We start from the raw sequence: 24,371 nt of genomic DNA, 5'->3' as shown, positions 1-24,371 counted from the left end.
TTTAAGGAGAGATTGCCATGGGAATGCATCAATATTTGAAGAGTTTAAGTAATTTAGAAACAATTTATCGGGCACCAGGATTTTTTAAATATCAAAAACACTCGGTTGCAGAGCATTCGTTTAAAGTTGCTGAAATTGCCCAATTTTTAGGTGATATTGAAGAAAATGCTGGTAATGAAGTTAATTGGCGCTCACTTTATGAAAAATCATTAAATCATGATTATAACGAACGTTTTATTGGAGATATTAAAACCCCCGTTAAGTATGCAACACCGGATTTACGAACGATGTTAGCTAACGTGGAAGATTCCATGAAAGACAATTTCATTAAAAATGAAATACCAGTAGAATTTCAAGGAGCTTACACGCGTCGGCTCTCAGAAGGTAAGGATGACACATTAGAGGGAAAAATACTTTCTGTGGCCGATAAAATTGATTTATTATATGAATCATTTGGTGAAATTCAAAAAGGAAATCCGGAAGATGTTTATACAGAAATTTATAAGGAAAGTTTACGGACGATTGTTGAATTCAAAACGATGGCCAGCGTGGAGTATTTCTTAGATAATGTCTTACCAGACCTTTTGAATGAAGAGTTTACGGATCAACTTAAATTGGAACGCATTAGTCGTGCAATTATCGCGTAGTTAAAAATGGCGAAAGTATGTTCGGTGTGATAAAATAGTTATGGTTAATTTCGAGTAAATATAATTTTAGGAAATGGCTGAGAACTGATCCTGATCGGTTCAATCTCAGTCATTTTGTGTGAACGGAGGAAAACGAATGATTAAACGTGAGAATGATCGTGAATTTGAATTGGTTTCTAAGTACCAACCAACGGGGGATCAGCCAACGGCGATCAACGAATTAGTTGACGGTATTAAAAGTGGCGAAAAAGAACAAATCCTGTTGGGTGCAACGGGTACCGGGAAAACTTTTACGATTTCTAACGTAATTCAAAAAGTGAATAAACCAACTTTAATTTTGTCACACAATAAAACTTTGGCGGGCCAATTATATGGCGAGTTTAAACAGTTTTTCCCGAATAACGCGGTAGAATATTTTGTTAGTTATTATGATTATTATCAGCCTGAAGCATACGTTCCATCTAGTGACACTTATATTGAAAAAGACTCATCAATCAATGATGAAATCGATGAGCTCCGCCATTCCGCTACTAGTTCACTACTTGAACGCAATGATGTGATTGTGGTGGCTTCTGTTTCAAGTATCTTTGGTTTGGGTAATCCTCGAGAATACCAAGATCAAGCCTTAACACTTCGAGTAGGGCAGGAGATTGATCGAAATAAGTTACTACGAGAATTAGTTGATATTCAGTACGACCGTAATGATATTGATTTCCAGCGTGGCCGTTTTCGGGTGCATGGCGATGTAGTTGAAATTTTTCCGGCTGCTAATGATGCGCATTCCATTCGAGTAGAATTCTTTGGGGATGAAATTGATCGAATGCGTGAAATGGATGCCTTAACGGGAGAAATTATTGGTGATCGAGATCATATTACAATTTTCCCAGCAACCCATTTTATGACTAACGAAGATCGAATGGAACATGCGATTAAGAACATTGAAGCGGAATTGAAGGACCGTTTGGAAGAATTAGATGGTGAGGGAAAACTCCTAGAAGCGCAACGTTTACGACAAAGAACGACCTATGATATCGAGATGTTAAAAGAAATGGGATACACCAACGGGATTGAAAATTATTCCAGACATATGGATGGTCGTAAACCAGGTGAAGCACCTTATACTTTACTAGATTTCTTCCCCGATGATTTTCTATTGGTCGTAGATGAATCCCACGTAACTATGCCACAAGTACGCGGTATGTACAATGGGGATCGAGCTCGTAAGCAACAATTAGTAGATTACGGGTTTAGATTGCCAAGTGCGTTGGATAACCGACCCCTTAAATTAGAAGAATTTGAAAAACATATTAACCAAGTGGTTTATATGTCAGCTACCCCAGGTGATTATGAAAATGAACGAACTAATAACGTTGTTCAACAGATTATTCGACCAACTGGGTTATTGGATCCAATCATCGAAGTACGCCCAATCATGGGCCAAATGGATGATTTGCTAGGTGAAATTAATCAACGGATTGAAAAAGACGAGCGTGTATTTGTAACAACTTTGACGAAGAAGATGGCCGAAGATTTAACCGATTATCTGAAAGATATGGGGATTAAGGTTGCTTACTTGCATAGTGATATTAAGACGCTGGAAAGAACCCGTATTATCCGTGATTTACGGGTAGGCAAGTATGATGTTTTAGTAGGAATCAATTTGCTTCGTGAAGGAATTGATGTTCCGGAAGTATCTTTAGTAGCAATTTTAGATGCCGACAAGGAAGGTTTCCTTCGAAATACTCGTTCGATGATTCAGGTGGCTGGGCGTGCGGCACGTAATGAAAATGGACACGTTATTATGTATGCTGATCATATGACTAAGTCCATGCAAGAAACTATTGATGAAACTGCACGACGTCGTACGATTCAAGAAGCATATAACCGTGAACATGGAATTACTCCTCATACAATTAAAAAGGATATTCGTTCATTGATTTCATCAACCAGCGATACTGAGGATAAAGGTAAAAAAGACGACTTCTTGGATGTTGATTTTGCCGACATGGATAGTAAGGATCAAAAAGAAATGATTGCAAACTTGGAAGATCAAATGCGAGCGGCTGCTAAGAAGCTAGACTTCGAAAAAGCAGCTAACTTGCGAGATACCGTTTTAGAATTAAAAGCACAGATTGGTTAGGAGGCCTCTTTTTTGGCAAATGATAAAATTGTTATCCACGGTGCACGAGCACATAATTTAAAGAATATTGATGTTACCATTCCACGCGATAAACTAGTGGTGGTGACAGGGTTATCTGGATCAGGAAAGAGTTCATTGGCTTTTGATACCCTCTATGCTGAAGGTCAACGACGCTACGTAGAAAGTTTGTCAGCGTATGCTCGTCAATTTTTAGGGCAAATGGATAAGCCAGATGTTGATTCAATTGATGGACTTAGTCCGGCTATTTCGATTGATCAAAAGACAACTTCTAAAAATCCTCGTTCAACAGTCGGGACCGTAACCGAAATTAATGATTATTTAAGACTATTATGGGCGCGAGTTGGTCAACCAATCTGTCCCAATGATGGTACACCGATTACCAGTCAGACGGTTGAACAGATGGTGAATCGAGTTTTGGATTTGCCGGAACGTTCCAAGGTGCAAATCATCTCACCGATCGTCCGTGCTAAAAAAGGCCAACATAAAAAGGTTTTTGAAAAAATCAAACGTGAAGGCTTTGTGCGGGTACGAGTAGATGACGAAACCATGGATGTTGAAGAAGTACCAGAATTGGATAAGAACAAAGTTCACACCATTGATATTGTGGTCGACCGTGTGGTGGTTAAAGACGGAATTCGGTCTCGTTTATTTGATTCATTTGAAGCAGCTTTACGCCTCAGTAAGGGTTATGCTACAGCAGATGTGATTGGTGGCGAACCAATCTTGTTCTCAGAACATTATTCCTGTCCGGTTTGTGGGTTCACAGTGGGAGAACTTGAACCCCGACTATTTTCATTTAATGCCCCTTTTGGAGCATGTCCTGAATGTGATGGATTAGGAATTAAATTGGAAGTGGATGAAGATTTAGTCATTCCGGATCCATCTAAGACGTTACGTGAAGGAGCAATTGCACCTTGGAATCCGATTAGTTCGCAATATTATCCAACCTTACTAGAACAAGCTGCTAAAAGTTTTGGAATTGATATGGACACTCCTTTTGAGGATTTACCTAAAGCAGATCGCCAGCTCGTTTTATATGGTTCTAAAGGTAAGAAATTCCATTTCCACTATGAAAATGATTTTGGTGGAGTTCGGGATGTGGATTCCGTATTTGAAGGTGTAATGGTTAACATTGATCGTCGTTATCATGAAACTAATAGTGATTTCACGCGAGATCAAATGCGGTTATACATGCGCGAATTAACGTGCCAAACGTGTCATGGTTACCGTTTGAATCGAAAGGCTTTATCAGTAAAAATTGATGGAAAGCATATTGCCGAAATTTCGGCTTTACCCATCGATAGTGCCATGGAATTTTTCGGTAATTTAAACTTTTCGGAGCAGGATACAGCTGTTGCCACTCCAATCTTAAAAGAAATCAAGGACCGTTTGAATTTCTTACGTAACGTGGGATTAGAGTATCTAACTTTGAGTCGCTCGGCTCGAACACTTTCAGGTGGGGAAGCCCAACGGATTCGTTTGGCGACTCAAATTGGCTCGAATTTATCTGGTGTACTATATATTTTGGATGAACCTTCAATTGGTTTACATCAAAGGGATAACAATCGATTAATTAGTTCCCTTAAAAAGATGCGGGATTTAGGTAATACGCTAGTGGTTGTTGAGCATGATGAAGATACGATGTGGGCTGCTGATTATCTTATTGATATTGGACCGGGAGCTGGTGAAAATGGCGGTGAAGTCATGGCAGCTGGTACTCCTAAGCAAGTGGCTAAAAGTCGTAAATCACTGACGGGTAAGTATCTATCCGGAAAGAAATTTATTCCAGTTCCAGAAACTAGGCGTACAGGTAATGGTCAATCTATTAAATTAAAAGGGGTTCAAGAAAATAACCTTAAAAATATTGATGTTGACTTCCCATTAGGTGAATTTGTCGCTGTAACGGGAGTTTCTGGCTCAGGTAAATCTACGCTAGTCAATATGGTTTTAAAACGAGTTTTGGCTCAAAAATTAAACCATAATTCTGAAAAACCAGGTAAATATAAATCGGTTAGTGGTATTAAAAATATTGAAAAAGTTATCAATATTGACCAATCTCCAATTGGCCGGACTCCACGAAGTAATCCGGCAACTTATACGAGCGTTTTCGATGATATAAGAGGCTTATTTGCTCAGACTAATGAAGCTAAACTCCGAGGATATACGAAGGGGCGTTTTAGTTTTAACGTCAAGGGTGGACGCTGTGAAGCATGTAAGGGTGACGGAATTCTAAAAATTGAGATGAATTTCTTGCCAGATGTTTACGTTCCTTGTGAGGTCTGTCATGGAACACGTTATAACTCAGAAACACTTGAAGTTAAGTACAAAGGCAAGACGATTGCTGATATCTTGGATATGACGGTGGAAGAAGCAACAGATTTCTTTGCTCCCATCCCTAAGATTGCTCGTAAACTTCAAACCATTATTGATGTAGGATTGGGCTACGTACATTTAGGGCAATCAGCTACTACCCTATCTGGTGGTGAAGCGCAACGTATGAAGTTAGCTTCCGAACTACACAAAAAAGCGAATGGTAAGAACTTCTATATCCTAGATGAACCAACTACTGGTTTGCATACAGACGACATCAGACGTTTGTTAGATGTATTACAACGTTTGGTAGATAATGGTAATACTGTTTTAGTAATCGAACATAATTTAGATGTAATTAAAACTGCCGATCACTTGATTGATCTGGGTCCTGAAGGGGGCGCTGGTGGTGGACAAGTGGTGGCTGTTGGTACACCAGAAGCCATTGCTGCGGTACCTGAAAGCTATACTGGTAAATATTTGAAAGAAGTTCTAGAGCGTGCTCAAGAACTTAGTCAGAAATAATACAAAAGGGGCAATTTGTGCTCCTTTTTATATAACTTAAAAAAGACACGCCCGGATGTGTTATACTGGAGTAGCTACCTTTATAGGAGGAATTAATAATGAATGAACGACTACAATTTGTTGTGGTAACAGGAATGAGCGGGGCTGGTAAAACAGTCGCAATGCAAAGCTTTGAAGATTTAGGATTTTTCTGTGTGGATAATATGCCACCTGCTTTATTACCAAAGTTTTGGGAATTAATTAAAGAAAATGGAAAAATTAGCAAAGTAGCGTTAGTCGTAGATTTAAGATCACGAGGTTTTTATGATCAAATCTTAGGGTTACTTACTGGTGAAGAAGAACAACATAATATTAAAACGGACGTTGTATTCTTAGATGCGACGGATGAAGAATTGGTTGCTCGCTATAAGGAAACTCGTCGCGCTCATCCGTTAGCAATGGATGGACGGGTAGCTGATGGCGTTCGTAAAGAACGCGAGCTTTTATCACCGATTAAATCAGAAGCACAAATTGTTATTGATACAACTAATATGACGCCTCGTGAGTTACGAAGTGATATTTTTGGACATTTCTCAACGAATAAGACGATTCCTAAGTTCCACATTGAAGTTGTTTCATTTGGCTATAAATATGGTAGTCCAATTGATGCCGATATCATTATGGATGTCCGCTTTTTACCTAATCCATACTATGTTACTGAATTAAAAAATAAAATTGGAACGGATCCAGCAGTTTATGACTATGTCATGAATCAACCAGCTACCGAAGAATTTTATACGGATTACTTAAAATTATTGATGGATATTATGCCAGGGTATCAAAAGGAAGGTAAATCTAACTTAACGATTGCCATCGGCTGTACTGGTGGTCAACATCGTTCAGTTGCTATTGCAGAACGTTTGGCAAAAGATTTATCTAAAAAATATGTCACAAATATATCGCATCGAGATGCGCATAAACGAAAGGAAACGGTAAATCGATCATGACCAGAAAAAAAGGTCCTAAAATTGTCGTAATTGGTGGCGGCACGGGACTACCAGTTATCCTTAAAGAATTACACCAACGCAATGCTGAAATTACTGCGATTGTAACGGTCGCAGATGATGGTGGTTCATCGGGTATCATCCGAGATTATGTTAACGTAGTTCCGCCAGGGGATATTCGAAATGTAATGGTCGCTTTATCTGACATTGCCCCTGAATTTAAAGATATTTTTCAATATCGCTTTAGAAGTCAAGATAAGTTTCTTGCCGGACATGCTATTGGTAATTTGATTATTGCGGCGCTTTCCGAAATGCGTGGTGGGATTGATCCAGCCATTCGAGAATTATCAGAAATGCTTCAAGTTGAAGGCCATGTTTATCCTGCCAGTGCACAACCTTTAGTGTTACATGCTAAATTTACGGATGGCACGCTGTTAGCAGGGGAAGCTGAAATCACAGCGGCTCATAAAGACATTAAAGAAGTGTGGGTGGGTAACAATCCATGGAGCGAAAATAAGAAACCCCATGCGGTACCGGAAGCACTGCAGGCGATTGAAGAAGCCGATGAAATTATTTTAGGGCCCGGTAGTCTATTTACCAGTATCTTGCCCAACTTAATGATTGAAGATATTGGACGCGCTGTACTTAAAGCGAAAGCTGAAATTGTTTATATTTGTAATATTATGACTCAAAAGGGTGAAACTATTAATTTTACAGATGCGGAACATGTACGAACATTGAATCGACACTTAGGACAAAACTTTGTCGATACCGTACTCGTTAATACCGAAATCGTGCCAGAATCCTACATGGATTTCAATCGCTATGATGAAGTTTCCAAACAAGTAGTTCATGATTTTAAGGGATTACGGGAACAGGGTGCACGAGTAATATCGGACAATTTCTTATTGTTGAGAGATGGTGGAGCGTTCCATGATGGGCAGAAAGTTGTAGACGAATTGATGAATGTTTGTAGCAACCCCATCAAGAAGCGTGATTAGGAGGTTCAGAATTTGTCATACGCAAGTGAAGTAAAAAAAGAACTGACAAGTTTGGAAGTTCACGAAAAAAATGCTAAGGCGGAATTGATGGCGTTAATCCGAATGAACGGTGCAATTGGTATCAATAATCGTCAGCTTACATTAAATACACAAACTGAAAATCCAGCCATTGCTAGAAGAATTTATTCTTTACTTAAAGAATTTTATCATTTGGAAGCAGAACTTAGTGTTCGACGGAAGATGAAATTGAAGAAGAATAACTTGTATATCGTTCGTTTACGAACGGGCGTTAAGGAGTTATTGAATGATTTATCGATTTTAAAAGATGATTTTCAGATTAACGAAAAAGTTCCGGAAGGTTTGTTGACCGAAGAATCAGAATTACGGTCCTATCTACGAGGAGCCTTTCTAGCTAGTGGATCGGTAAATAATCCAGAAACTAGCCGTTATCATTTGGAAATTTATTCCCTTTATGAATCACACAACCAAATGATTGCTGATTGGATTAATAAGTATAATTTGAATGCTAGAACGACTGAGCGGCGTAGTGGTTATATTGTTTATTTGAAGGAAGCAGAACATATTGCTGATTTTCTACAATTAATCGGAGCAACTAATTCAATGCTCAAATTTGAAGATGTTCGAATTATGCGTGATATGCGGAATTCGGTTAACCGTTTAGTCAACTGTGAGACGGCTAATTTAAATAAAGTTGCTAATGCATCGATGAAACAGATTAACAACATCCAATTTATTGATGAAACAGTCGGATTAGGTGAATTACCACCTAAATTGCGTGAAGTTGCTGAGGCTCGTTTGATTCATCGAGAAGTTAGTCTCAAAGAATTGGGTGAATTAGTACCCGGTGGTCCAATATCTAAATCGGGTATTAACCATCGCCTGAGAAAAATTAATCAATACGCTGAGAAGCTAAGAGCTTAATTAAATCAAGAGGATATCTTCAGAAATACTTGAAGGTGTCCTCTTTTTTACACAGTGTATATTGTAAGGGCTTAATGTAATTGTAATGTAAAAAATTGGAACAAATTATTATGCTAATATTGACTACGATAGATGAATGTCAACTAGGTAAACAAACTAAAGGGGAATACGAGTTTATGAATTCTAAATTACATTACAAAATGTTTAAAGCGGGTAAAAAGTGGGCCTTTGCAAGTATCGCAGCTGCCAGTTTAGGGATCATTGCTTTAGATGCTAATGCAACTAATGTTCATGCCGATAGCACCGACAATGATGCTACTGATACGGTTGATGATAGTACGACTACTTCACCCGTAAGCGAAGCAAGTGTTACATTAACGAAGACTTCTTTACCAGCTAGTTCAGCAGCTAGTGTGACTAGCTCAGCAACTTCAGCAGTTACAAGTACTGCTACTTCCAGCGCTGTAAGTAAATCTGCAACTAATTCGGTGGTGACTTCGAGTTCTGCTAAGAGCGCGATAAGTTCATCTGCTACATCAACTGCAAGCTCTAGTGCAAAGAAATCAGTTGCTAGTTCAGCGGCTTCATCCGCTAGTGAAAAAACCGTTTCAAGCACTGCTAAGAGCGTTGCTAATAGCTCAAGTGTAGTTAAAAATACAAGTTCTAGTTCTACTAAAAACTCAAGTGCAGCTGTTTCAGTAGTTGCGCATTCAAATTCAAGTGCCGCTTCTTCGACAGCCAGCTCCAAAGCTGCTATTAAAACGAGCTCAGCTGCTAGTGTAAGTTCAAGTGCGGTCTCTAAAACAAGTAGTGCTGCTACTACTTCTAAAAATAAAGTGGTAGATAAGAAATCAACATCAAAGGACTATACGATTGATTATACGCATCAATTAAGTGATGACGAGGGTAGTGATCAGCAAACTAAAAATAACGTAATCATTGCACACGCCACTGGAGTTTATGCACCAGCTGAAAATGTAGCTATTTTTGAAAAACGTGAATGGGACAGTAGCGAAAGCTATGTTCAATATATCGTTGGTGATGGTGGGAAAGTTTATGCAGTTGGACAAGAAGGATACGTCGCTTGGGGCGCAGGCGAATGGGCTAATGAAAATGCTCCTGTTCAAGTTGAGTTAGCACAAACATATTCTGATAGCCAATTTAAAAAAGATTATCAAACTTACGTTAACCTACTAAGGGATTCTGCTAAGAAATGGAATATTCCAACCAGTCTAGACAGTAGTGAATATCGTGGCATTAAATCTCATGTATGGATTACTAATCATGTTTGGGGAAACCATGTAGACCCTTATGGATATCTTTCGACCCATGGTATTTCACAAACTCAATTTGCCCATGATCTTCAATATGGATTTGGTAGTAGCAGTAGTGATTCAAGTAATAATACATCTAATGATAGCAACAAAAATAATGCTAACAACAGTAATAAAAATGATTCAAATAGTAATAAAAATAATTCAAGCAAGATAAATGTTGGTGATAAAGTAACCATCAAGACAAGTGCTAAGCATTGGGCAACTGGACAAACAATCTATAGTGCCGTTAAGGGCAAGACTTACAAGGTTATCCAAGTTAACGGTAGTCGCTTATTGCTTGAAAAAGTTTTGAGTTGGATTAATAAAGGGGATGTGACTGTACCAGGTTCATCTTCGTCAAATCATTCTAGCTCAAGCAATTCAAGCAAAAACAATAGTAACAAAAATAATAGCAATAAAAATACCAATACTAATAGTATTAAGGTAGGTTCAAAGGTAACCATTAAGACGAGTGCTAAACATTGGGCAACCGGCCAATCAATTTATAGTGCCGTTAAGGGCAAGACTTACAAGGTTATGCAAATTAATGGTAATAAATTGCTCTTGGACAAGGTTATCAGTTGGATTAACAAGGGTGACGTTACGGTGCCAGGGTCTTCATCATCAAATCAATCCAGTTCTAACAAAGGTAACAGTAGTAATAGTAATAAAAATAACAGCAGCAATAAGATTGGTGTAGGTTCCAAAGTAACCATCAATAAGAATGCTAAGCATTGGGCAACGGGTCAATCTATTTACAATCCAGTTAAGGGCAAGACTTACAAAGTTATCCAGGTTAACGGTAGTAAATTGCTTTTAGACAAAGTTATTAGTTGGATTAATAAGGCGGATGTAACATTAGCTGGCTCAAAATCCAATTCAGGTTCATCAAACAAGAATAACGCGGCTTCCATGCATAATGTGAATGTTCATTTAACTAACAAACATTGGACAACTGCACAAACTAATTTTGTAAATGGTATTGCAGCAGATATTGTTAACGTATGTAATAGTAATAAGCTCTATGCTTCCGTAGCTATGGCTCAAGCAGTTTTGGAAAGCGGGTATGGAACTTCATCACTTGCTCAAGAAGCGCACAATTTATTTGGGATTAAGGCTGATAGCACTTGGAAAGGTGCTACCTATACTAAGAGTACTAAAGAGGTTATCAATGGTCGCACAGTTACCATCAATGCCTCATTTAGAAAATATGCTTCTATCAAGGATTCGATTGCAGATTACGCTAAGAAACTTGAATCACGTGCACAATACGCTAATGCATTTGCACCAAAATCAGCTAACTATGTGGCTTCTATTAAAGCTATCAAGGCTGGTGGTTACGCAACTTCAACCACTTATGTTGGTAGTATAATTAACTGCATCAATAGTAATGGTTTCTTTAAATTAGACGGATTAAGCAAAGCCCTTCATCTTTAAGATTTAATTAGGTTAAAATAGGAGACTGGAACATGCAATCTGTGTTACAGTCTTTTTATTATATGGGGAAAGGATGAATGGAAGATGAAATATTCAGAGTTTCAATTTGTACAACTTTGGGATGGAAGATTGGGGACTATTACTAAAGTTTTGCCAAGTGGTTATCTTATTGAAGATAATTATTGGGATTGGTTAGCAAGTAAAAATGAGGAAGATCCTGAAAAATACATCTATCCGCATGCTGACATTGAAAAGAATTTCTCAGCCCTCGAAGAGGAAATTGAAGGCGAAGCACAAATTGCCGAAGAAATTTTCGAATTTCGTTACAAAATGATGAAAAGTGCACTAGGAAAATAAAAAAAGACATCGGAATTTTTTCCGATGTCTTTTTTATGCCACTAATTATTTTAAGTTAGCATTTTTTTCCATGATACCATCAATCAAACCGTATTCAACGGCGTCTTGAGCTGATAGATAGTTATCACGTTCAGTATCGATATTAATCTTTTCAAGAGGTTGTCCAGAATTTTCAGCTAAAATCGTATTCAATTCTTTACGAGTCTTCAAGATTTGTTCTGCAGCAATCTCAATTTCAGTTTGTTGACCTTGAGCTCCACCAGAAGGTTGATGGATCATAACTTCTGAATGAGGTAGAGCAAAACGTTTACCCTTTGTACCAGATGAAGCAAGCACACTGGCCATTGAAGCAGCCATTCCCATTACGATTGTTTGAACATCAGATTTAATGAAGTTCATGGTATCGTAAATAGCTAAACCGGCGGTAACAACTCCACCAGGAGAGTTGATGTATAGGTAAATATCCTTTTCTGAGTCTTGTGCATCAAGGAAGAGTAGTTGAGAGATGATTGAGTTTGCTAAATCATCGTCAATAGGACCTGATAGCATGATGATTCGATCTTTTAATAGTCGTGAGTAAATATCATAAGCACGTTCACCACGTGATGATTGTTCAATAACTGTTGGGACCAAGTTCATAACTTAGTAACCTCCTTTATTATCGTAAAAAATTTCCTGTTAAATAACTAACATGGCTATAGTTTATATCATTGGTCAAAAAAGGTCAAATATTTTTGCTCTTTAAAATAAAAAACAACCTAGCCGGAGAAAATTTTCGACCAGATTGCATATATTGTCTAATGTACCAGGAGACAATGGTTGTAGCTATTGAATAAATAGTAGTATATAATGCAGTTGTAAGCGAATTTATGCATAAATTCGCTAAGGAATGCGCCATGAGGGAGTCGAACCCTCAGCTTGAGAACCGGAATCTCACGTGCTATCCATTACACTAACGGCGCCTAACAATTTGATTTTACAGTAGGACAGAAGAAAAAACAAGATAATTGCGGAGAATTACTATGGCAATAAAACAAGGATTTAGTCAAAATCAAACTCAACAACAAAAGCAAATCCAACGTTTAGCGATGACGCAGACCCTACAACAGTCGATTCAGATGCTGCAATATAACGTTGAAGAGCTTCAAAATTTTCTCAAACAAAAAGAAATGGATAATCCACTTATTACGGTTGAAATGGCTGCTGAAAAGCCAACTAGTAAGATTTCAGGTGATTCCGATCGACACGAGGCATTTATGAATCAAATTGCTAGTGATACGGAACAATCGCTATTTGACTACTTATTAGACCAGGTTCATTTAACTATGCGAGATACACCATTAAGACGCCTAGTATTGTTGCTTTTAGACTATGTTGACGATAATGGGTATTTAGGAATATCCAATGAAGCAGTGATTGAAAAGACCGGTGCGGATGAAATTGCTGTGATCGATGCGGTAACTTTACTCCAACAGTTGGATCCACCTGGAGTGGGGGCTCGCTCGCTCCAAGAGTGTCTAATGCTACAAACTGAAAATGATACATTTTCTCCAGAACAAGCTTATTTGATTTTGGAAGAATCTTTTGAAGATTTAGTCAATCGTCAATGGGATAAAATCGCTAAAAAATATGATATTCAATTGAGTGATGTCCAAGCGGTTTTTGATTACGTCAGAACATTAACACCTAACCCCGGAGCAGGATTTGGAAAACAAGAGCATAGTTACATTATCCCAGATTTAATCTTTAGCATTGAAAATGATGAACCTCAATTACTACAGTCTAAGGCTTCACGTCCTAAAGTCAGCTTCTCACAACATTATTTTGAACAACTTCAAAACGTTGATGAAGAGGTCAAAGCTTATGTCACGGAGAAGAAGAAAGAATACGACTGGATTTCGAAGAGTTTAAGTCAACGGGAAGATACCATTCTCAGAGTTGGAAAGATTATCTTTGAAAAGCAAAGTGAATTCTTTATGAATCAAAGTAAAGAGCTAAAACCGTTGCTTCTAAGAGGTGTCGCGAATAAATTACATTTACATGAATCAACAATATCTCGTGCTGTTAACGGTAAATATATTGCAACCCCATTTGGTACGTTTGAACTGAAATCGTTCTTTAGTAATGCTGTTAATCGTGAAAGTGATGTTTCAGCAGATGCAGCAAAAGAAAAGATTAAAAAAATTATCGATGAAGAGGATAAAAGAAAACCTATTTCTGATTCGAAAATTGAGAAAAATTTAAAAGAAAGTGGGATTGCGATTTCGCGGAGAACCGTCGCCAAATACCGCGAAGCCATTGGGATTCCATCTTCTTCAAAACGCAAGCGATTTGATTAATTTAAAAAGCCCCAAATAAGTTGAGTTTAAATTTGCAAAAAAGATGGGGGCTTGTTATAATTTAATTCGTAAGTGAGGTATACAACAAAAGTTAATTCTTGAGTTTGTGTGCCATTTATTTTTAATTTGTTGGGTCGTTTTGTGGCACTGCTGGACAAAACAAGTCCCACAACAGGAGATAACATGGATGATAATGAGATGGATTTATTAGAATCTGTTGTTCCAGGTTTGATTGGTGAATTTCTACAGAGATTTGATATCTTAAAATCAATCGATCTGCTTGCTCCGGTTGGGAGAAGAGTTTTATCGGAACATCTACATCTCAGCGAACGCGTGCTAAGATCACAAACTGATGTGTTAAAAACACAAGGATTGTTGACGAGTTCGCAGGCTGGAATGATGCTTTCTGATGAGGGCCGGCGCGTTATGAATGGTCTCGAACCTGTAGCTAACCGATTCTTAGGCTTAACTAGCCAAGAAAAGCTATTGGCGGAACGTTTGGACATCGAAAGATGTTTTATCGTTCGGGGAGATCGTGCTGACGGAGATGCGGTCACAAAACAACTCGGAACAATTTTAAATGATGCACTTGCAAAATTGTTGCCAGAGGGTAATAATACTATAGTGGTAATGGGCGGTTCAACCATGGCATCGGTTGCCATGCAGTTGTCGCCAGAGCTTTCGAACAATCGAAAGCTAACCTTTGTACCGGGTCGTGGTGGAATTGGTGAATCAGTTGATAAACAAGCTAATTCAGTTGCGGCGTTGATGGCTAAGCGCACTAGAGGTGAAGCCAAGTCATTATACATCCCGGAACAATTGAGTGAGAGCACTTACCACCCCCTTTTAAATGAACCGACTGTAAAACCTGTGTTGGATTTAATTAGTCACGCAGGAGTTGCTATCCATGGTATTGGTAAAGCTGGCGATATGGCCAGACGTCGAGGAGTTAACGAAGAAATCCTAAGTTACCTTCGAAAAGCCAAGGCTGTGGGGGAAGCGTTTGGATCTTTCTATAATCGAGAAGGACGCATCCTATATCAAGTTCATCGAATTGGGTTACAGCTGAATGATGTTCAGCATTTCAATCATGTATTCGCCGTGGCTAGTGGTCATGACAAGGCTCAGGCTATTGAGTCGTACATGAAAATCGCACCGCATCAGACAATTTTAATTACTGATGAAGGTGCAGCAAACGCGATTTTAAAAAAGTAAAGCCATTGTGACTTAACTTTTTAAAATAAATTATTTTTTTAGATTCCTAAAGGAGGAAATCTTACTTATGACTGTAAAGATTGGTATTAATGGTTTTGGCCGTATTGGTCGTTTAGCATTCCGTCGTATCCACGAATTGGGTGCAAAATCAAATGACATCGAAGTTGTTGCTATCAACGATTTGACAAGTCCTGCTTTATTAGCACACTTGCTTAAATATGATTCAACACATGGAACTTTTGCTGGTGAAGTTAGTGCAACTGATAACTCAATTATCGTTGACGGCAAAGAATACCGTGTATACGCTGAACCAAAGGCTCAAGATATTCCTTGGGTTAAGGAAGACGGTGTTGACTTCGTACTTGAATGTACAGGTTTCTACACATCAAAAGAAAAATCACAAGCTCATTTAGATGCTGGTGCAAAACGTGTATTGGTTTCAGCACCTGCTGGCTCAGATCTTAAGACTGTTGTTTACAACGTAAACGATGATGTTTTAACTGCTGACGACCGTATCGTTTCAGCTGGTTCATGTACAACTAACTGTCTTGCACCAATGGCTTACTTCTTAAACGAAGAATTCGGCGTACAAATTGGTACAATGACAACAGTTCATGCTTACACAAGTACACAAATGCTTCTTGACGGACCTGTTCGTGGTGGAAACTTCCGTGCTGCACGCGCTGCTGCTGCAAACACAATTCCTCACTCAACTGGTGCTGCTAAGGCTATCGGTCTTGTTATCCCAGAATTGAACGGTAAGTTACAAGGACATGCACAACGTGTTAGCGTTGTTGACGGTTCATTGACAGAACTTGTTTCAATCCTTGACAAGGACGTTACAGTTGAAGAAGTTAATGCTGCTATTAAGAAGCATACAGAAGGTAACGAATCATTCGGTTGGAACGAAGACGAAGTTGTATCAAGTGACATCATTGGCACAACATACGGCTCAATCTTTGACCCAACACAAACAGAAGTTACTAAAGCTGGCGACAAGCAATTAGTTAAGACTGTTGCTTGGTACGACAACGAATACGGCTTCACTTGCCAAATGGTACGTACTTTATTGAAATTTGCTACTCTTTAAGATTAATTCTTAAAAATTGTAGATTTCAAACCGTCTAATCGGTCTAGGGACGGAGGGAGGTCACTTCCTCCGTCCCTTTTTTTAGAAAAAATAATTTATTAATGATTTAGGAGGAAATTCTCTTGGCTAAATTAACTGTTTCAGATTTAGATGTTAAGAACAAGAAAGTTTTGATGCGCGTTGACTTTAACGTGCCAGTTAAAAATGGTGTGATTGGTGATGACAACCGTGTCGTTGCTGCTCTTCCAACAATTAAATACATTATCGAAAACGGTGGAAAGGCAATTCTTTTCTCTCACTTAGGTCGTATCAAGACTGAAGAAGACAAAAAAGAATTGACTCTTCGTCCAGTTGCTCAACGCCTTTCAGATCTTCTTGGCAAACCAGTTACATTTGTTCCTGTAACACGCGGTGCACAACTTGAAGATGCTGTTAATGGCATGAACGACGGCGATGTATTATTGTTCGAAAACACACGTTTTGAAGACTTAGATGGCAAGAAGGAAAGTAAAAACGATCCTGAACTTGGCAAATACTGGGCATCACTTGGCGACATGTTCGTAAACGATGCTTTCGGTACAGCTCACCGTGCCCACGCTTCAAACGTTGGTGTTGCTGAAGCAATGAAGGCTGACGGCAAGCAAGTTGCTGCTGGTTTCCTTATGGAAAAAGAAATCAAGTTCTTGGGTGAAGCTGTTGACGAACCTAAGCATCCATTTGTTGCTATTTTAGGTGGCGCAAAGGTTTCTGACAAGATTGGTGTAATCGATCACTTACTTAATAAAGCTGACAAAGTTATTATTGGTGGTGGTATGACATACACATTCTACGCTGCTAAAGGCATGAGCATTGGTAACTCACTTGTTGAAGCTGACAAGATTGATGTTGCTAAAGAAATCCTTGCTAAGGGTGGCGACAAGATTGTCCTTCCTTCAGACAGTATCGTTGCTGAAAAATTTGATAACGATGTTCCTAACAAAGTTGTCGAAGGCGATATTCCTGATGGTTACATGGCTCTTGATATTGGACCTAAGTCAGTTGCAGAATTTAAGGATGTCCTTAAAGATGCTAAGACTGTTGTATGGAACGGACCAATGGGTGTATTCGAAATGAGCAACTATGCTAACGGTACACTTGAAGTTGGTAAGTTCTTAGGTACATTATCAGACGCTACAACAATTGTTGGTGGTGGTGACTCAACTGCTGCTGTTAAGCAATTAGGCGTTGGCGACCAATTGACACATATCTCAACTGGTGGTGGAGCTTCACTTGAATACCTTGAAGGTAAAGAACTTCCTGGTATCGCTGCTATTTCAAACAAATAATTAAAGTTGTAGAAATCGAAGAATCAGTTGATTCTTCTTTTCTGCTACATAACCTGTAATTCGGAAAGGATGTTTTATTTTGCGTACTCCAATTATTGCTGGAAACTGGAAAATGAACAAAAACCCCCAAGAAACTCAAGAATTCTTGGATGCTATCAAAGGTAAGTTACCTGATGCTTCTGTAGTAGAATCAGTTATTGCTGCTCCTGCTATCGATCTAAGCACTTTAGTAGCTTTCTCAAAAGATGAACAACTAAAGATTGCTGCTGAAAACAGCTACTTCGAAGACGAAGGTGCCTTCACTGGCGAAACAAGTCCTAAGGCTTTAAACGAGATGGGCGTTAACTACGTTGTTATCGGTCATTCAGAACGTCGTCAATACTTCGGTGAAACTGACGAAGATATTAACAAGAAGGCTAAGGCAATCTTCAACAACAACATGACACCAATCATTTGCTGTGGAGAAACTCTTGAACAACGTGAAGCTGGCGAAACTAACGAATGGGTTGCTGGTCAAATCACAAACGCTCTTAAAGATTTAACTGCAGAACAAGTTGCTGCATCAGTGATCGCTTACGAACCAATCTGGGCTATCGGTACTGGTAAGACAGCTTCAAGTGACCAAGCTCAAGAAGTTTGTCACGTAATTCGTGAAACAGTTGCTAAGCTTTACGATCAAACTGTTGCTGACAAAGTACGTATTCAATACGGTGGTAGTGTAAAACCTGCTAACATTGCTGAATTAATGGGCAAAGAAGATATTGATGGTGGACTTGTTGGTGGAGCATCACTTGATCCAGAATCATTCCTAGAATTAGTTAACTACAAGGGTTAATATAATTAAGGAAATATAATATAATAATAGTTGAACTGCGTTAAGCAGATTTAAAAATGTGAGGAGATATTTAAAATGTCACTTATTACTGATATTTACGCACGCGAAGTCCTAGACTCACGTGGTAACCCAACTGTTGAAGTTGAAGTTTATACTGAAGATGGTGGTTTCGGTCGCGGAATCGTTCCTTCTGGTGCTTCAACTGGTGAACACGAAGCTGTTGAACTTCGTGATGGCGACAAGAACCGTTTCTCAGGAAAAGGTGTAGAAAAGGCTGTTGCTAACGTTAATGGTCCTATTGCTAAAGAAATCGTTGGTTTTGAAGTTACAGACCAAATCGCTATCGATAAGGCAATGATTAAATTAGACGGTACTCCTAACAAGGGTAAGCTTGGTGCTAACGCTATCTTAGGTGTATCACTTGCTGTTGCTCGTGCAGCTGCAGATGAACTACAAGTTCCTCTATACAACTACATTGGCGGTTCAAACGCTCATGTTCTTCCAACACCAATGATGAACGTTATCAATGGTGGAGCTCACTCAGAAAACAAAGTGGACTTCCAAGAATTCATGATCATGCCTGTTGGTGCTCCTTCTGTTAAAGAAGCTATCCGTATGGGTTCAGAAACTTTCCATGCTTTGAAGAGTCTTTTGTCAGCTGATGGCAAAGCTACTTCAGTTGGTGATGAAGGTGGATTTGCTCCTGACTTTGCTAACAATGAAGAACCTCTTCAATACCTAATCAAGGCTATTGAAAAGGCTGGTTACAAACCAGGTAAGGACGTTGCTATTGCAGTTGACGTTGCTGCTTCAGAACTTTGGAACGACGAAGACAAGAAGTACAAGCTTCGCTGGTCAACTGGTGAAGAATTCACTACTGAAGAATTCGTTAAGTACCTTGAAGGCTTAGTAAACAAATACCCAATCATTTCTATCGAAGATCCTATCGATGAAAACAACTGGGACGACTGGGCAAGCATCACTAAAGAACTTGGCAAGAAAGTTCAACTTGTTGGTGACGACTTCTTCGTTACAAACACAGAATACCTTGCTAAAGGTATCAAGATGGGTGCTGCTAACGCAATCCTTATCAAGGTTAACCAAATCGGTACTCTTACAGAAACAATGGAATCTATCGAAATGGCTAAAGAAGCTGGTTACACAGCTATCGTTTCTCACCGTTCAGGTGAAACAGAAGACACAACAATCGCTGACTTAGTTGTTGCTACAAATGCAGGTCAAATTAAGACTGGTTCAATGAGTCGTACAGACCGTATTGCTAAGTACAACCAATTAATGCGTATTGAAGACCAACTTGAAGGCGTTGCAGAATACAAGGGTATTAACTCATTCTACAACCTAAGTGCTGACGCTCGTGAAGAAATCAGCAACAAGTAATTAAATTAGGTCAATCAAAGAGGCGGACATTTTGTCCGCCTCTTTTTTTGTTATTAAATTGGAATTCAGGCTCAAATATGTTAAATTAGTACTAGAACTTATTAAGAACATGAAGGAGGTCATCTTGTGTATTCACTTCTGATGACAATTCTATTGATTCTGTCAGTGTTTATAATCATTGCGGTTATGATGCAACCGGCTAAGACTGACAGCGCGATGTCTTCATTAACGGGTGGTGCTGGTGACCTATTTGCAAAGCAAAAACCACGTGGATTTGAAGCATTTATGCAAAAAGTAACTGCAGTCTTGCTTTTCTTGTTTTTTGCTGTCACCATTGCAATGGTTTACGTATCTGCACACTAGAGAGATCGTATTGAACAAAAAAATTGCATTTAGCAAATTCTGAAATTTAGATTTCGGAATCATTAGGAACGGCTAAAGACGAAATTAGTTTTGTCTTTAGCTTTTTTATTTAATAAATACAAAAATATGAGGTAAGAAATGGAAATAAACAAATTACAAGCTTTAATTATTAATTATCTGCAACAACGACCAACCCAAAAGTTAACTGCTGAGGAACTTTTTAAGGGTTTAAATTTAGAAGGGGCCAGCGTGTTTAACACCTTAGTCAAGGAATTGGCATTAATGGAACGTTCTAAAAAAGTTGAAATAACGGAAGATGGCAAATTTAAAATTGCTCGTCCTAAAAATCAATTATTAGTTCATGGTGTGTTCCATGCTAATGATCGTGGTTTCGGATTTGTTTCAGTAGAAGAGGATGAAATTCCTGACATTTATATTAGTGAAGATCATACAGCGTATGCTTTAAATATGGATGAAGTTGATGTAAAAATTACTCGTCCATCTAAGAAGGGTGATGATCGTGGTCCAGAAGGAATTGTTAAGAAAATTACAAGTCGCCACTTTACCCAAGCGGTGGGGGTTTTTGAATTTGCTCCTGAACCACAGAAGAATGTTTTAGGTCATATCAATTTGAAAGACAAGAAAATGTCTTCATATCAATTCGATGTTCTAGAAGGCGGAATTCAACCAACTGACGGTTCAGTGATCACGGCCCAAGTTACGCAATATCCTAAGCCTAATTCTCCTAAGTTAATTGCCGGGGTTGCTGAAAAGACGGTTGGTCATAAGGATGATCCAGGAGTGGACATCTTAGAAGTGGTTTATCAACATGAGTTACCAACTGAATTTCCAGATGATGTCAAAGCAGAGATTGCTTCGATTCCAGACTATGTAACAGATGCAGAGAAAAAAGGACGCGTTGATTTAACTAATGAAGTAGTGGTCACAATCGATGGGAATGATTCCAAAGATTTTGATGATGCTGTAGGTCTTAAAAAACTAGACAATGGAAATTACCGTTTATTAGTTAACATTGCGGATGTTTCTCACTATGTTAAAGAAGGTTCTCCTTTAGATAAAGAAGCATATCGTCGAAGTACAAGTGTTTACTTGACTGACCGAGTAATTCCAATGTTGCCACGTAAGCTTTCTAACGGAATTTGTTCATTAAACCCTAATGTTGAACGGCTTTCGATGACTTGTGAAATGGAAATTACGCCTGAAGGAGACGTAGTTAACCATAAGATTTACCCAAGTGTAATTGAATCAGATGCTCGAATGACATATAACGATGTTAATAAGATTTTGGAATCTAAAGACGAAAAAACTATGGCACGTTATGAAAAATTAGTGCCTATGTTTGAAATGATGGGCGAACTTCACAAAATCTTGCTTAAGAAGCGTAAGCAACGTGGAGCAATTGAATTTAGCGATAAAGAAGCCCAAATCATCGTTGATGAAACCGGACATCCAATTGACATTAAATTACGGACGCGTGGGACTTCAGAACGTATGATTGAATCATTCATGTTGGCAGCTAATGAAACGGTTGCTGAGCACTACTATAAGGCTCATGTGCCATTCTTATATCGTATTCATGAAACTCCCGATAGCGAAAGAATGTTAACCTTCTTTGAATTCCTATCTGTATTTGGACACGTAGTTAAAGGAAGCACCAAGGATCTGAAGCCTAAGATGCTGCAAAGCGTGCTTAAGAAGATTGCTGGGACTCCAGAAGAAGCAATGATTTCAGTAATGATGCTTCGTAGTATGCGCCAAGCTAAGTATGATGCTCAATCATTAGGTCATTTTGGATTGGCTGCTGAGTATTATACGCATTTCACTTCACCAATTCGCCGTTATCCGGACTTATTTGTGCACCGCTTAATTCGTCATTATGCCGAAAATGGTACTGGTGAAGCAGCACAAGCGAAATATGTTGAAAGCATTCCAGAAATTGCCGATCATACTTCCAAGTTAGAACGTCGAGCAATCGACACAGAACGTGATGTTGATGGAATGAAGAAGGCTGAATTTATGGCCGACCATGTGGGAGAAGAATTCCATGCGGTAGTTAGTTCAGTAATGAAGTTTGGTTTATTCGTTGAACTGGAAAACACGGTTGAAGGACTAATTCATATTAGTACCATGAAGGATGACTACTATGAATATGTTGAAAAACAGATGGCCTTGGTCGGACGGAATACCCACCGTACATTCCAAATTGGTCAAGAAGTTGAGATTAAATTAATGCGAGTGGATAAGGATCAATCTGAAGTTGATTTTGAATTATTGCATCCAGAAAAAACACCTAAGAGTGATATTCAACTTCCACCGCGTCAACAATTTAACCGTGGTCCGCGTCGTAACGGTCAAAAGCCTAGCGGAAAGAACAACAATAAATCAGGAAATCGAAACGGAAAACCATTTTACAAAGATAAAACGGTCAAGAAGTTTTCTAAAAATACTTCTCATAAGAAATAAGAGGAGGTTATGTTATGGCTAAGAAACCAAAGTCCAATGATAAAGCACTTGCCCAAAATAAAAAGGCGCGTCATGATTATTCCATATTAAGTACGATGGAAGCGGGAATGGTTTTAACGGGGACGGAAATTAAATCCATTAGAGATCGGCGAGTAACGTTGAGAGATGGATATGTACAGATCCGGCACGGAGAGGCCATCCTCATGAACGTTCAAATTAATGAATATTTGCAAGGAAACCAATTTAACCATGATCCTTTCCGTAACCGAAAACTTTTATTGCATAAAAAAGAAATTTTGAAGTTACAAGAAGAAACCAAAAATAAGGGAATCACCATCGTACCGTTGAAGATGTATCTAAAAAATGGTTTTGCCAAAGTCCTAATCGGAGTTGCCAAAGGTAAACACGAATACGATAAACGTGAATCATTAAAGAAGCGTGATCAACAACGGGAAATCGATCGAGCCTTAAAGAATAGATAAAAAGAGATTATCCAGCGGATAATCTCTTTTTTTGTTAGATTGATTTTTTTAAATGTTGGTAATTATGGTGAGATACAACTTGTTCATGATCATTTTTGAAGCCTAAACGACGATATAAACGTTCAGCGTTAGGATTTAAATCATCAACTAGTAAACCTAATTTTTTAAGACCACGTTTTTGAGCATATTCGGGTAGAGCATTAAGCAGTTGAGTTCCAATTCCCATGTTCTGGAACTTGGGATTGACTACCAATGAATCTAGGTACCATTCGTCAGCATCCGCTTCTGGATCTTCGTAAATTGGTTGAGCTGGTAGCTTTACTTGATCAAAGTGTTTTTGAAACTCCTCATCTAAAATATCTTCATGGGCCCCTGGATAGCCATAAGCCACGCCGGCTACTTCATCATGTTCATTTTTAGCAACAATGATGTCTGCATGTTCTGCATAAGTCGGGCTTTTAAAAGTTTCAACAAAGAGTTTGGTAACCTCGTCTGCATCATTATTTAAGTAAAATGGTAGTTCCATTTCATCTAAGATAATCTTGAGTAATTCAATCACCGCTGGAATGTCTGCAGTGGAAGCTTTGGTTATTTTCATGTAAATTCTCCTTTAAAAAATTGTTATAACTGGTTGCGTCGGAATTGATTTTCCAAGTCCGAACTAATTTAGGTTCGCGTAGCGGAGGACGCTTTTGAATCCAGCGATCTAAAATAGCCGCTAAGCAAATAAAGAGAGGGAGGTGTTCTTGGTCAAAAACATTCAATTCAATATAGGCACTACCATTGATTTGAACCCGATTAATTTCTAGAATAGTTGAAATTCCGTGGAAAACTTTAAAATGACAGGTTACAGTATCTCCGGCAATCCACCAATGCAAGTTGTGGACTAAAAGAAATCCACGGATAAAACCGATGGGAGTGGTAACAGTTCCTACCTTGGTACCTTGCAAAAAGAGTTCAAATTTAGGCAGTTTACCAACCGATACCTGCTTTAGTTCTGAAACCAATTTTCCGTTTAAATCATAAACCGAGAGAGCGTCATTTTTAATGCCCCATTTACCGACCAAAAGATATTTGGAGTTGTGCTTTTCATCGCTGACAATGGTAGCTCCCTTATTTTCGAGTCCTTGGCTTTTTAGATAAAATCTACGCATAGCATAG

Annotated in this window: 20 protein-coding genes and 1 tRNA gene; 17 read left to right on the top strand and 4 right to left on the bottom strand. The window is 38.6% G+C overall.

Annotation, left to right across the window (positions count from 1 at the left end; translation table 11 throughout):
* The first annotated feature begins 17 nt into the window (after positions 1-17).
* The 8 genes from HFC68_RS06685 (at position 18) to HFC68_RS06650 (ending at position 11,679) form a co-directional block, all read left to right on the top strand.
* Positions 18-647, top strand: coding sequence for a YfbR-like 5'-deoxynucleotidase (locus HFC68_RS06685; RefSeq protein WP_002834083.1), 630 nt, complete (start codon positions 18-20; stop codon positions 645-647).
* Positions 648-783: 136 nt separating this feature from the next.
* Positions 784-2,787, top strand: coding sequence for an excinuclease ABC subunit UvrB (gene uvrB / locus HFC68_RS06680; RefSeq protein WP_167399739.1), 2,004 nt, complete (start codon positions 784-786; stop codon positions 2,785-2,787).
* Between the two features lie 12 nt (positions 2,788-2,799).
* Positions 2,800-5,643: an excinuclease ABC subunit UvrA gene (gene uvrA, locus HFC68_RS06675; RefSeq protein WP_023440058.1), complete on the top strand. Its 2,844-nt coding sequence runs from the start codon at positions 2,800-2,802 to the stop codon at positions 5,641-5,643.
* Positions 5,644-5,741: 98 nt separating this feature from the next.
* A complete protein-coding gene (gene rapZ / locus HFC68_RS06670; protein WP_002834080.1) occupies positions 5,742-6,629 on the top strand; it encodes an RNase adapter RapZ in 888 nt (295 codons plus the stop codon).
* Positions 6,626-7,627: a YvcK family protein gene (gene yvcK, locus HFC68_RS06665; RefSeq protein WP_002834079.1), complete on the top strand. Its 1,002-nt coding sequence runs from the start codon at positions 6,626-6,628 to the stop codon at positions 7,625-7,627. Before rapZ ends, yvcK begins: the two co-directional genes overlap by 4 nt.
* Positions 7,628-7,639: 12 nt before the next feature.
* Complete coding sequence (whiA, locus tag HFC68_RS06660) at positions 7,640-8,569, top strand: DNA-binding protein WhiA (RefSeq protein WP_002834077.1); 930 nt, start codon at positions 7,640-7,642, stop codon at positions 8,567-8,569.
* Positions 8,570-8,745: 176 nt separating this feature from the next.
* Positions 8,746-11,322, top strand: coding sequence for a glucosaminidase domain-containing protein (locus HFC68_RS06655; RefSeq protein WP_167399738.1), 2,577 nt, complete (start codon positions 8,746-8,748; stop codon positions 11,320-11,322).
* 84 nt (positions 11,323-11,406) lie between these two features.
* The gene (locus HFC68_RS06650) at positions 11,407-11,679 is read left to right on the top strand and encodes a hypothetical protein (RefSeq protein WP_002834074.1); all 273 of its coding nucleotides are present in this window, start codon (positions 11,407-11,409) and stop codon (positions 11,677-11,679) included.
* Positions 11,680-11,724: 45 nt separating this feature from the next.
* On the opposite strand, the gene clpP is transcribed toward HFC68_RS06650, so the two are convergent.
* Positions 11,725-12,318: an ATP-dependent Clp endopeptidase proteolytic subunit ClpP gene (clpP, locus tag HFC68_RS06645; protein WP_002834073.1), complete on the bottom strand. Its 594-nt coding sequence runs from the start codon at positions 12,316-12,318 to the stop codon at positions 11,725-11,727.
* Positions 12,319-12,569: 251 nt separating this feature from the next.
* Positions 12,570-12,641: transfer RNA gene (locus HFC68_RS06640), tRNA-Arg, on the bottom strand.
* 60 nt (positions 12,642-12,701) lie between these two features.
* On the opposite strand from HFC68_RS06640, the gene rpoN reads away from it, so the two are divergent.
* The 9 genes from rpoN (at position 12,702) to smpB (ending at position 23,210) form a co-directional block, all read left to right on the top strand.
* Entirely contained in the window at positions 12,702-14,018 is a 1,317-nt protein-coding gene (rpoN, locus tag HFC68_RS06635; RefSeq protein ID WP_167399737.1) for an RNA polymerase factor sigma-54, read from the top strand.
* A gap of 183 nt (positions 14,019-14,201) precedes the next feature.
* Positions 14,202-15,233 (top strand): sugar-binding transcriptional regulator, encoded by a 1,032-nt coding sequence (locus HFC68_RS06630; protein WP_002834070.1) that lies wholly within the window; start codon positions 14,202-14,204, stop codon positions 15,231-15,233.
* A gap of 67 nt (positions 15,234-15,300) precedes the next feature.
* Positions 15,301-16,323: a type I glyceraldehyde-3-phosphate dehydrogenase gene (gene gap, locus HFC68_RS06625; protein ID WP_002834069.1), complete on the top strand. Its 1,023-nt coding sequence runs from the start codon at positions 15,301-15,303 to the stop codon at positions 16,321-16,323.
* 122 nt (positions 16,324-16,445) lie between these two features.
* Positions 16,446-17,648, top strand: coding sequence for a phosphoglycerate kinase (gene pgk / locus HFC68_RS06620; RefSeq protein WP_002834068.1), 1,203 nt, complete (start codon positions 16,446-16,448; stop codon positions 17,646-17,648).
* 79 nt (positions 17,649-17,727) lie between these two features.
* Positions 17,728-18,483: a triose-phosphate isomerase gene (tpiA, locus tag HFC68_RS06615; protein ID WP_159291505.1), complete on the top strand. Its 756-nt coding sequence runs from the start codon at positions 17,728-17,730 to the stop codon at positions 18,481-18,483.
* Positions 18,484-18,558: 75 nt separating this feature from the next.
* On the top strand, positions 18,559-19,881 hold the full coding sequence (gene eno, locus HFC68_RS06610; protein WP_023440131.1) for a phosphopyruvate hydratase: 1,323 nt from the start codon (positions 18,559-18,561) through the stop codon (positions 19,879-19,881).
* 126 nt (positions 19,882-20,007) lie between these two features.
* The gene (gene secG / locus HFC68_RS06605; protein WP_023440132.1) at positions 20,008-20,244 is read left to right on the top strand and encodes a preprotein translocase subunit SecG; all 237 of its coding nucleotides are present in this window, start codon (positions 20,008-20,010) and stop codon (positions 20,242-20,244) included.
* Between the two features lie 138 nt (positions 20,245-20,382).
* Complete coding sequence (gene rnr, locus HFC68_RS06600) at positions 20,383-22,728, top strand: ribonuclease R (RefSeq protein WP_167399736.1); 2,346 nt, start codon at positions 20,383-20,385, stop codon at positions 22,726-22,728.
* A gap of 14 nt (positions 22,729-22,742) precedes the next feature.
* Positions 22,743-23,210: an SsrA-binding protein SmpB gene (gene smpB, locus HFC68_RS06595; protein ID WP_002834060.1), complete on the top strand. Its 468-nt coding sequence runs from the start codon at positions 22,743-22,745 to the stop codon at positions 23,208-23,210.
* Positions 23,211-23,244: 34 nt separating this feature from the next.
* Here smpB and HFC68_RS06590 read toward each other — a convergent pair whose 3' ends face one another.
* Complete coding sequence (locus HFC68_RS06590; protein WP_011673080.1) at positions 23,245-23,808, bottom strand: GNAT family N-acetyltransferase; 564 nt, start codon at positions 23,806-23,808, stop codon at positions 23,245-23,247.
* The gene (locus HFC68_RS06585; protein ID WP_002834058.1) at positions 23,762-24,364 is read right to left on the bottom strand and encodes an LURP-one-related/scramblase family protein; all 603 of its coding nucleotides are present in this window, start codon (positions 24,362-24,364) and stop codon (positions 23,762-23,764) included. Before HFC68_RS06585 ends, HFC68_RS06590 begins: the two co-directional genes overlap by 47 nt.
* Positions 24,365-24,371: the final 7 nt, after the last annotated feature.

The sequence above is a fragment of the Pediococcus sp. EKM201D genome (genome assembly GCF_011800215.1).
GTDB lineage: Bacteria > Bacillota > Bacilli > Lactobacillales > Lactobacillaceae > Pediococcus > Pediococcus pentosaceus.
Note: the sequence above shows the minus strand (reverse complement) of the source record. Positions and strands in the feature narration are given on the sequence as shown.